The sequence below is a fragment of the Dongia sp. genome, assembly GCF_041906375.1.
GTDB lineage: Bacteria > Pseudomonadota > Alphaproteobacteria > Dongiales > Dongiaceae > Dongia.
The window spans coordinates 25,610-35,588 of record NZ_JAYRJJ010000011.1 but is presented as its reverse complement, the minus strand read 5'-3'; the positions used below and the strand labels follow the sequence as shown (position 1 = coordinate 35,588).

The 9,979-nt window shown below is 60.6% G+C and carries 7 protein-coding genes; 2 read left to right on the top strand and 5 right to left on the bottom strand.

Annotated features, from left to right (window positions below; genetic code table 11):
• Positions 1-1,378: aminotransferase (locus ACE3OA_RS20615; RefSeq protein ID WP_374314350.1), on the bottom strand; the 1,378-nt coding region annotated here is incomplete at its 3' end.
• A 94-nt stretch (positions 1,379-1,472) separates the two neighbouring features.
• Between ACE3OA_RS20615 and ACE3OA_RS20610 the strand changes: the two genes are divergently transcribed.
• The gene (locus tag ACE3OA_RS20610; protein WP_374314348.1) at positions 1,473-2,117 is read left to right on the top strand and encodes a TetR/AcrR family transcriptional regulator; all 645 of its coding nucleotides are present in this window, start codon (positions 1,473-1,475) and stop codon (positions 2,115-2,117) included.
• Positions 2,118-2,505: 388 nt separating this feature from the next.
• Here ACE3OA_RS20610 and ACE3OA_RS20605 read toward each other — a convergent pair whose 3' ends face one another.
• Positions 2,506-3,078, bottom strand: coding sequence for an NUDIX domain-containing protein (locus ACE3OA_RS20605; protein WP_374314346.1), 573 nt, complete (start codon positions 3,076-3,078; stop codon positions 2,506-2,508).
• Between the two features lie 91 nt (positions 3,079-3,169).
• Here ACE3OA_RS20605 and ACE3OA_RS20600 point away from each other — a divergent pair, with 91 nt between their 5' ends.
• Positions 3,170-4,687 carry a TIR domain-containing protein gene (locus tag ACE3OA_RS20600; RefSeq protein WP_374314344.1) on the top strand — a complete coding sequence of 506 codons (1,518 nt, stop codon included), beginning with the start codon at positions 3,170-3,172 and terminating at the stop codon, positions 4,685-4,687.
• An 8-nt stretch (positions 4,688-4,695) separates the two neighbouring features.
• Here the strand turns inward: ACE3OA_RS20600 and ACE3OA_RS20595 are convergent, their stop codons facing one another.
• The 3 genes from ACE3OA_RS20595 to ACE3OA_RS20585 all read right to left on the bottom strand — a co-directional run bounded on the left by ACE3OA_RS20595 (position 4,696) and on the right by ACE3OA_RS20585 (position 9,964).
• Positions 4,696-5,748, bottom strand: coding sequence for a dipeptidase (locus tag ACE3OA_RS20595; RefSeq protein ID WP_374314342.1), 1,053 nt, complete (start codon positions 5,746-5,748; stop codon positions 4,696-4,698).
• Between the two features lie 252 nt (positions 5,749-6,000).
• Entirely contained in the window at positions 6,001-7,839 is a 1,839-nt protein-coding gene (locus ACE3OA_RS20590; protein ID WP_374314340.1) for an ABC transporter ATP-binding protein, read from the bottom strand.
• A gap of 535 nt (positions 7,840-8,374) precedes the next feature.
• On the bottom strand, positions 8,375-9,964 hold the full coding sequence (locus tag ACE3OA_RS20585) for an ABC transporter substrate-binding protein (RefSeq protein ID WP_374314338.1): 1,590 nt from the start codon (positions 9,962-9,964) through the stop codon (positions 8,375-8,377).
• Between the last annotated feature and the right edge of the window lie 15 nt (positions 9,965-9,979).

The window sequence follows — 9,979 nt, the reverse complement described above, 5'->3', positions numbered from 1 at the left end:
TGACCAGCTCGTCGATCTCCTCTCTGCTCAAGGTGAGCGGCGGCGAGATGACGTTCAGGGCACCCAAGGGACGGACGATCAGACCCAGCCTTTCGCAATGGTCGGAGATGCGCTTGCCGATATTGACGTGATCGGGGAAATGCTCGCGCGTTTCCTTGTTCATGACGTTCTCGACGCACATCATGAACTGGCGCCCGCGCACCTCGCCGACGATGGGGAGATCGAGCAAGCTGCGCAGGCGTTCGCCCAGATACGGCCCCATCTTCTGCACATGGCCGTTCAAATCCTCGCGCTCCATCAGCGCGATGTTGGCGAGTGCCGCGGCACAGGCGACCGGATGGCCGGAATAGGTGTAGCCGTTGGTGAACCAGCCGTCGGGATCGGCGGCCGACATCGCCTCGTAAACGCGGTCGGAGAAGATGACCGCCCCCAGCGGCTGATAGCCGGAGGTGAGGCCCTTCGCGGTCACGATCATGTCGGGGACGATGTCGAACACGGCTTCGGAGGCAAAGAAATGCCCCAGCCGCCCGAACGCCGTCACGACCTCGTCGGAGATATAGAGGATGTCATGGCGGCGGCACAGCTCCAGCGAACGCTTGTGATAGCCCTGTGGCGGCACGATGACGCCGCCCGCACCCATCACCGGCTCGGCGAAGAAGGCGGCGATGTTGTCGGGCCCCACTTCCATGATCTTGGCTTCGAGCTCGGCAATGAGATAATCGCAGAACTCCTGCTCACTTATCCCCTTGCCCACACCATTGGGCAGCACTTCATGCGCGCGGTAGTAATTGGGCGAGGAGACATGGTGGATCCACTCCTCGATGAAGTGGAGATAAGGCGAGCGGTCGCCGGGCCTGCCGGTGATCGAGCCGGTGAGATAGGTGCTGCCGTGATAGGCGTCGATGCGGCTGATGATGTGCTTCTTCGACTTATGCCCACGCTTGGCGTGATAATAATGCGCGATGCGCACGGCGGTGTCGTTGGCGGTTGACCCGCCGCAGGTGAAGAAGACCTTGTTGAGATCGCCGGGTGCGAGGGCAGCGAGCTTCGCCGCCAATTCCGCCGCCGGCACGTTGGTGGTGTCCACAAACGGGTTGAAGAAGGCCATGCGCGTCGCCTGCGCGGCGATCGCGTCGACGATCTCGCGCCGCCCATAGCCGATGTTCACACACCACAGCCCGCCGATGCCGTCGAGATAGCGCTTGCCGGAAAGGTCATAGACATAGGCGCCCTCGGCCCGGCCCATCACCAGCGAGCCGTCCTTTTTGAAGCTGTCGAAATGGGTCCAGGGATGGACGAAATGGTCCTTGTCCTTCTGCCAGATGTCCTTGGGATCGACCTGGTCGAGGCTGGCGGCGGCGAGGTGGTTGGCACCCATGATGCTTCTCCCGGTGGCGCGCAAAACGCGCTATTATTGAAGTCAGAAAAATATTATAGTCATTTCAAAATTACAGTCAATCAAGGAAACACCGATGGCCGAAGGCGGCTTGCGAGAACGGCAAAAAGAGAAGCGAAAACAAGCCATTATGGTGGCGGCCGCACACCTGTTCCAGGCGCAAGGCTTCAACGCCGCCTCGATGGAAGACATCGCGGCCGCGGCCGAGCTCTCGGTCGGCACGGTCTATAACTACTTCAAATCGAAGGCGGAGATCGGCCTTGCCATCTACCAGGCCGACCGCGACCTGGTGCATGAGGCAACGAGCCGCGTCATCGCCAACCCGCCCGCAGACCCGGTCGACGCCATCTGCCGCATGATGGAAACCGATTTCGAAACCGAGATCGGCTATCTCGACCGCGCCGTCTGGTCCTCTCTCTTCGGCGCGTCGTTTACCGACCAGTCGAGCCTCAGCAACGCCTTCGTCTCCGACGAGCTGATGCGCGTCGACCAGTTCCGGAAGCTCCTCCATGTGCTGGCGCAGAAGGGCACGGTCGACGCCCAAGCCGACATCGACGCGGCGGCCGAAATGCTGGGGGCCCTCAACCTCTGGTACTTCATGCGCTGGCTCGCAGGCCTCCGCGCCGGCGAGGGGAGCGCATCAAGCGGCATCCTCGATACGGAAGCAAAAGCCACCTTGCGCCGCCACGTCACGCAGCTGATGCGGGGCCTGCGGGTCTAGGGGCGCGTTCCGCCGCAAAAGACTCCGTCATGCGCGGGCCTCGCCCGGGGGATGACGAAAGAAAGAGACAGCCCACATTGTCATCCCCGCGCAAGCGGGGATCCATCGGTGTGCCTGAAAAGATGCGGCCCCGGCTGAATGGATGCCCGCCTTCGCGGGCATGACAACGGAGCGCGTGCGGCTTGCAGCAACCCCCCCCAACCCCTCTCCCGCGCCGACGCATGTCGGCATTCGCCGACTGTGGGCGAGGGGCTTGGTGCATGATGTGCAATAGTCTTCAGTCTTGAACACTCTTGCCGGCGGCACCTCATCCCCTCTCCCCTCGCGGGAGAGGGTCAGGGTGAGGGGGTGAGCGACGGGTGAATGCCCAGGGCGCGACGCCCCCACCTCACCCCATAACCTTCGCGAGGCGCGCATATTGCAGCAGCATGATGGTCTTGGCGTCACAGATGCGCCCGTCGGCCACCATCTCGAGTGCTTCGGCCAGAGTCATCTCCAGCACCTCGATATCCTCGCCCTCATTCGCCAAACCCCCGCCGGCGCCGACGCGCGACTGCGGCGAATATTCGGCCACGAAAAAGGTCAGCTTCTCCGTGACCGACCCCGGGCTCATGAAGGCCTCGAACACGCGCATGGGGTTGGTGACCACGACGCCGCATTCCTCGGCCGCTTCCTTGACGATGGCCGTCTCCGGATCGTGCGCGTCAAGGAGGCCCGCGCAAACCTCAATCAGCGGCTCAAGGTGCCCGTTCACATAGGCCGGAAACCGGAACTGGCGCGTCAACAGCACCGTCCCCCGCGCGCGGTCATAAAGCAGAACGCAGCACCCGTTGCCCCGATCATAAGTCTCCCGCGACATCGTCGCCCAAGACCCATCCCGCCGCTGCAACTCGAAGGTGGTCTTCTTGAGGAGGTAGTAATCGTCGGAAAGAGTTTGGGAAGAGAGAATGCGGATGGGCATGAGGAGCTATCCAATATGCAATTAAACGTAGCGAATGGACCAATCTATGCGATATTCTTGATGCTAAGAGACTGAAAAGAAAGTTTTTGGTATGGCGAAGATTGAAGAAGTTTTTCGACTGTCGGGTGTTCCAACTCATACATTTGTTGAGCCCGTACGGTATCAGGAGATTCTCGTTTCCGTAAGGACGCCTGGCCGCTGCATGGTGATTGAGGGTCCGTCAGGCATAGGCAAAACCACAACTGTCACGAAGGTACTCTCAGATCTCGGCATCAATAACAACGTGCTCTCCTTAAGTGCTCGAAAGAAGGGCGATCTGGAGATGATCGTCGAGCTGCCTGACATGGGCAATATCGGCACGGTGATTGTAGATGATTTTCATCGACTGCCCGATGCCGTGAAAGAGCGCCTATCGGATTTCATGAAGGTGCTAGCCGATGCGCAAGACGAGAAATCAAAGCTCATTCTGATCGGCATAAATAAAGCTGGGCAGCAACTCGTAAAATTCGCTCATGATCTAGGTCTGAGGTTGGATGTGTTTCGGCTTGAGTCCAACCCGATTCAAAAGGTCGAAGAGCTTATCACGCGTGGAGAAGAGGCGCTAAATATTGAAATTGCGCAAAAGCAAGAACTAGCCGAGCGTGCTCAAGGAAGCTTCCAGATAGCGCAACTACTTGCCCACAAACTTTGTCTGCTGAGCAGGATCACGGAAACTGTCAGCCCAAAAGCCACGGTGTCGACTTCTTTGGCGGTAGTCGTGGAAGATGTCATGGTTGAACTTGCTCGGCAATTTAAGGAGGCGACGCTGGTCTTTGCGCGCGGCTCCAAGCTGCGGAAGGAAGGCAGAGCGCCTTACCTACATATTCTTCGTTGGCTATCGGAGGCCGAAGAATGGTCCCTCGATCTTTCCGAAGCCATGAGAGCTAACCCCCAGCTCCAGGCATCAATTGGGCAGGTAATTGAAAAAGGTCACTTGGAAGCGCTTCTCCATCACCCAGAGAAGGCGCCAATTTTGACCCCCTACTTCCACTATGAACCGTCGACCACGGTGCTAAGTGTCGAAGATCCCAAATTAATTTTCTATCTGAAGAACGTTGTTTGGAGGGCATTTACTCGCCAAGTCGGCTTCAAGACAGATTTCTTTCCCGGCAAGTACGACTTCGCGCTGTCATTTGCTGGAGTGAATAGAGATCTAGCAGAAAGGCTAGCGAACCGACTGACAGAACGAGAGGTGTCAGTCTTCTATGACCTCAACGAGCAACACAATATTCTCGCGAGAAATGTGGAGGACTACCTCGCTCCGATCTATCGCTCCGAGGCTCAATATGTAATTGCGATACAATCGCCGGAGTACCCAACTCGCATTTGGACAAAGTTTGAAAGTGATCAGTTCAAAGAACGCTTTGGTACCAACAGCGTAATTCCCATTCGCTTGAGCACTGTAAAGCCAGGTGCCTTTGGACAGGATGATGCTGTTGGCAGAATCGATTTCAATGTCGAAGGCGATGAGAACGCTCAACTTGATAGAATTGCCGACGTGCTCTGTGAACGCTTAAAAGCGGACAGGGCTGACGCAGGCGATAAAGAAGAAGATGGCGAAGAAGAGTAGTAAGCTCCCTACCTCCAACACGCCCCCGCCACCCGCATGAAATTCCCGCCCATAATCGCGGCCACATCCGCATCCTTGTAGCCATGCCGCAGCAACCCGGCCGCGATATCCGGCAGACGCTCCGGCGACACAAACCGCACGGTCGAGAAATCGAAATCGACGCCTTTGACTTTGGGCCACCACAAGGCCGGGTCTTCGCCTTCCGGCAAATCGCTATGGTCCTGGTCGAAGGAATAGTCGATGCCGATGCCGACATGGGCGACGCCGATCTTCTCCACCATGTAATCGACGTGGCGGATGATGGTGTCGGTTTCGATATCGCTTCCTAAGAACGGGCCGATGCCGGTCACCGCCACGATGCCGCCGGTGCGGCCCACGGCCTTGATCTGCTCGTCGTCGATGTTGCGCGGGTGATCGCACAGGGCCTTGGCGTTGCTGTGGGAGAAGACGACGGGCTTGGTCGAGACCTCCATCACGTCGAGGCTGGTTTGCTTGGCCGAATGCGAGCAATCCATGATGATGCCGACGCGGTTGATCTCCTCGACCACGGCGCGGCCCAATTTGGTGAGGCCCTGATTCTTGCCGAAGCAGCCGCCGGCGATGTTGTTGTCGCGGTTATAGGCGAGGTGCATCTGCCGCACGCCCAGATCGCGGAAGAGGCCCAGCATGGCGAGATCGTCTTCCAGCATCACCGAGCCTTCGAGGTCGAAGGTGACGGCGAGCTTCCCTTCCTTCTTGGCGCGCGTCACGTCGGCGAGTGACTCGGCCAGCAGATAGTGCTCGCTATGCTTGGCGATCCAGTCGCGAAAACCGGCGATGACGCGGATGCATTGCGACAGCGGGTTGAAATCCATGCCGACATTGACCGAGACATAAGTGGCCCCGGCCGCCCGGTGCCGCTCCAGCGCCCGGCAATCGTAATTGGGCAGCAAGGGCAGGCAGGCATGGGCATCCCAGATGATGCTGTCCTTGTAGATTTGCGGCCAGTCGGCTTGCGGCAGCAAGGGCTCGGTGGCGGTGACGCCCTTGGGGCTCGGCTGGGTCGCAATCGGCTTGTTCATGTTCATGTCTCCAACGGCACTGTCGCGCATCATAGCGGGGGTGCGGGTCATGAGGAAAGTCAGCATGGGGGTGGGTTCTCGGGTGGGTGGAGTTTATCAGTCGCGGCCCCCTCACCCCAACCCCTCTCCCGCAAGGGGAGAGGGGCTATTGAAACGGGGTTCGGTGGAAACTCCCTCTCCCCTCGCGGGAGAGGGGCGGGGTGAGGGGGTGAGTGAAGGTTGCCTGGCAGCTGTCACCCCTCCCCACTAACCTCACGCCGCCTCGTCCTCATCAATCAGCCCCAGGACCTGGCGGTCGAAGAGGCGGCGGTAGATGCCGTTCTCCCGGCCGATGAGGACCGCGTGGCTGCCTTCCTCGACTACCTTGCCCTGGTCGAAGATGATGATGCGTTCCAGCGCCCGCACGGTGGAGAGGCGGTGGGCGATGACGATGGCCGTGCGGCCTTCGATCAGGCGCTCGGTCGCCTCCTGGATGAGATGCTCGCTTTCCGAATCCAGGCTCGAGGTGGCCTCGTCGAGGATCAGGATCGGCGCATCGGCGAGGAAGGCGCGGGCCAAAGCCACGCGCTGACGCTCGCCGCCGGAAAGCTTCACCCCGCGCTCGCCGACCAGGGTCTGGTAACCCTTGGGCAGGCGTTCGATGAAATCGTGCGCGTTGGCAAGTCGTGCCGCCCGCTCGATCTCCGCCAATGTCGCCCCCGGCCGCGCATAGGCGATGTTCTCCGCCAATGAGCGGTGGAACAGGATCGGCTCCTGTTGCACCAGGGCGATCTGCGAGCGGAGGCTCGCTTGCGCGGCCAGCGCCACATTCTGCCCGTCGATGCGGATCTCGCCCTTCTGGATGTCGTAGAGACGCTGGATGAGCTTGACGAAGGTCGTCTTGCCAGATCCCGACATGCCCACCAGACCCACTTTCTCGCCGGCCTTGATGGTTAGCGAGAAATTTTCATAGAGCGGCGTCTGGTGCCCGGCATAGTGGAAGGTGACGCGGTCGAACACGATCTCGCCCTTGGTGATCGCGATGGGCCGCGCCCAATAGCCATCCTTGACGCCGAAGGGCGTGGCGTGGATCGCCACCAGTTCCTCCATGTCGTTGACCGAACGCTGCAGGTCGCGGATGTAATGGCCGACATCGTAGAGATAGCCATGGATCACCAGATAGGCGGTCAGCACATAGACCACTTCGCCCGGCGTCGCCCTTCCATGCCACCACAGATAGATCGCCATGCCGATGATGGCGCAGCGCAATCCCAGCAGCATCACCGACTGGATGGTGCCGCTGGCCGTGCCGCGCATCCAGGTGCGGGTCGTGCGGCGCTGCCATTTGGCGACGATGCGGGAAAGCAGCGTCTCCTCGCGCGTCTCGGCGCCGAAGCTCTTCACCACGGCGTTGCAGGTGATGGCATCGGCCAAGGCCCCGCCCACCCGCGTATCCCACTGGTTGGAGAGGCTGGCCGAGGGACCGACGAACTTCACGGAAAGGATCGCCGTCACCGCGATATGGATGACGACGCCGGCCAGCACCATCGCCCCCATCAGCGGCCAATGCCAGGCGAGCAGCAGGCTCGACCCCAGCAGCACGACCAGGGCCGGCAGCAAGGCCAGCAACACCGTGTCGTTGAGCGTATCCAGCGCCCACATGCCGCGCGTGATCTTGCGCACGGTCGATCCGCCGAAGGTGTTGGCATGCCAATCGGTGGCGAATCGCTGCACGCGCCAGAAGCTCTCCTGCATCAGCCGCGACATGATGCGCAAGGTCAGCTGCACGATGCCGGCAAAGGCGATGAAGCGGAACGTCACCGCCAGCACACCCAGCGCCACGATGCTGCCCAGCGCGGTGAGGGCGTTCCATAGCGCCTCCTCGCTCCGCGCGACACTCACCGCATCGACCAGATGCCCGGCAAAGACCGGGATGCAGATGTCGGTGAGGGTCGCCACCGTGATGGCGCCGCCGGCCCAGGCGACGCGCGGCAGTTCCCGCCGCCAATAGCCGCCGGTAAAGGCGAAGACCGCCGCGAAAGCGCTGCGTTTACGGGGTTTTTTTGTGTGCGCCGTCCCGTGCTGGGCCGGCGCGCGAGCTATATCGGTCATGACATTGTCGGAGACTCTGCCCGAGTCACCGCCTCTGATCTGTTCCGGAAAAATGACGGGGGTGCAAAAGCGAGAGACGGCGCCACAGGCGGCGAGAGTCCCGATTGCCAACCCCGAAACGGAATCGTTCCGGCTATATGAAACGCAAATGGAGAGAGATGGACTGGGTACAGGCCGTCAGTGGGCCTGTACGCCGGTGGCTTGACCTAGTGTTGGTCGAGCGACGGCATCAGGCCGGGGGATGTAAATGCGAGCGCGTAACGCATGCGAGCCTCCCGGCAATTGGTTGAGGAGCAGAACATAACCGGCTCAGCCCATTTTGGCAAGAGCCGATGCGCGCGATGCGGGTGGTGGGGGGAGATGTGCGTAAGTGTGATCGTGCCCGTGACTCTCATTCCCTCTCCCCTCGCGGGAGAGGGTTAGGGTGAGGGGGTGGACTGAGCGGACTCGTTGACGGACCCCCTCACCCGCTCGCATCCGCTCGCCACCCTCTCCCGCGAGGGGAGAGGGTTTTCTTCAGAATCGATAGTATCTCTTAAGCAAACCACCAGCGTTCGAACATATAGCCGCCGTCATGGTCGTAATTGGTGTTGAGGTCGCCGTGCGCCACCTTGTCGGAATGGGCCGAGGTGAAGTTGTTGAACATCAGAACCATGATGCCGCCATCGTCATGGAGGATCTGCTGCATCTCGGCATACATTGCGGCGCGCGACGGCTCGTCGGTTTCGGCGCGGGCTTTCAGCAGCAATTCGTTGAAGCGGTCGTTCTTCCAGAACGTGTCGTTCCAGGCGGCGTCCGCCGCATAGGCGGTGGTGAACATCCAATCCGCCGTCGGCCTGCCGCTCCAATAAGAGAAGCACCACGGCTTCTTCATCCACACCGCGTCCCAATAGCCGTCATTGGCTTCCTTGATGACGTTGATGTCGATGCCGGCCTTGGCGGCCGATTCCTTCATCAGGACAGCGGCGTCGACGGCGCCGGCAAAGGCGGCGTCGGCAGCCGAGAGATCGACCTTGAGGCTGGAGAGCCCGGCCTTCTTCAGATGGAACTTCGCCTTCTCCGGATCGTAGGAGAAGACGGGCTCCGGCTGGGTCGCGAATTTGATCGAGGGAGCCAGCGGATTGTCGTTGCCGGGCCGGCCATGGCCCAGCAGCACCTTCTTCACAATCTCCTCGCGGTTGATCGCCCATTTCAGGGCCAGGCGCACATCGACATTGTCGAAGGGCTTCACCCGCACATCCATCGGCGCCACGTAATGCGAGAAGCCGGTGATGTCGGTGATCTTCACCTCCGGATTGCGCTCCAGCATATTGAGCGTCTTGAGGTCGCAGCGGTCGATATAGTCGATATCGCCGGTGAGGAGCGCGTTCTGCCGCGCCGCCACGTCGATGATGGAATGCATCTCGATTTCGTCGAAATAGGGCCCGTCCTTGTGGAAGTTCGGGTTGCGCTTGGCGGTGAATTTGACGCCCGGCTGATAGTTCTCCATCACGAACGGCCCGGTGCCGATGCCCGATTTCCAGTCAATGCCGCCATTGCCGTCGGAGGCGAAGATCGGCAGATGGTAATCGGTGGTGATATAGGGGAAGTCGGCGCTGCCTGATTTCAGGGTGAAGATGACCGTCTCGTCGCCATCGGCCTTGATGTCGGTGATGTCGGCCAGCACCGATTTCGCCGCCGATTTCGAATTCTCGCCCCGGTGATAATCATAGGTCGCCACCACGTCGGCGGCTTTGAGCGTCTTGCCGTTGTGGAATTCGATGCCTTTTTTCAGCTTGTAGACCCAGGTCTTGGCGCCGTCGGCGGCCTCGAAGCTTTCGGCCAGATCCGGCACCGCATTGTTCTTCTGGTCGATGCCGGTCAGGCACGACCCGATCACGAAGCCCACATCCGCCGAAAAGGCATTGGCCCAGGTCGCGGGGTCGAGGCTGTCCGAGGTCTGGCCATGGCCGATGCCGGCGCGGAACTTGCCGCCCTTTTTCGGTTCCGCGCGCGCCGCCTTGGTGAACAGGGTTTCGGCGGCGGCCACCGTAACACCCGCCGCCAGCGCCATCTGCATGAAGTCGCGCCGCCCCATGCGGCCGCGCGTCACCAGCGATTGCATCGTCTTCAGATCCATCGACATGCCAGAAGCCCCCTC

What these genes read in the sequence shown, in the direction of transcription:
- ACE3OA_RS20610 (WP_374314348.1), top strand. Translation starts at nt 1,473, where the DNA reads ATGGCCGAAGGCGGCTTGCGAGAACGGCAAAAAGAGAAGCGAAAACAA.
- ACE3OA_RS20605 (WP_374314346.1), bottom strand. Translation starts at nt 3,078, where the DNA reads ATGCCCATCCGCATTCTCTCTTCCCAAACTCTTTCCGACGATTACTAC.
- ACE3OA_RS20600 (WP_374314344.1), top strand. Translation starts at nt 3,170, where the DNA reads ATGGCGAAGATTGAAGAAGTTTTTCGACTGTCGGGTGTTCCAACTCAT.
- ACE3OA_RS20595 (WP_374314342.1), bottom strand. Translation starts at nt 5,748, where the DNA reads ATGAACAAGCCGATTGCGACCCAGCCGAGCCCCAAGGGCGTCACCGCC.
- ACE3OA_RS20590 (WP_374314340.1), bottom strand. Translation starts at nt 7,839, where the DNA reads ATGACCGATATAGCTCGCGCGCCGGCCCAGCACGGGACGGCGCACACA.
- ACE3OA_RS20585 (WP_374314338.1), bottom strand. Translation starts at nt 9,964, where the DNA reads ATGTCGATGGATCTGAAGACGATGCAATCGCTGGTGACGCGCGGCCGC.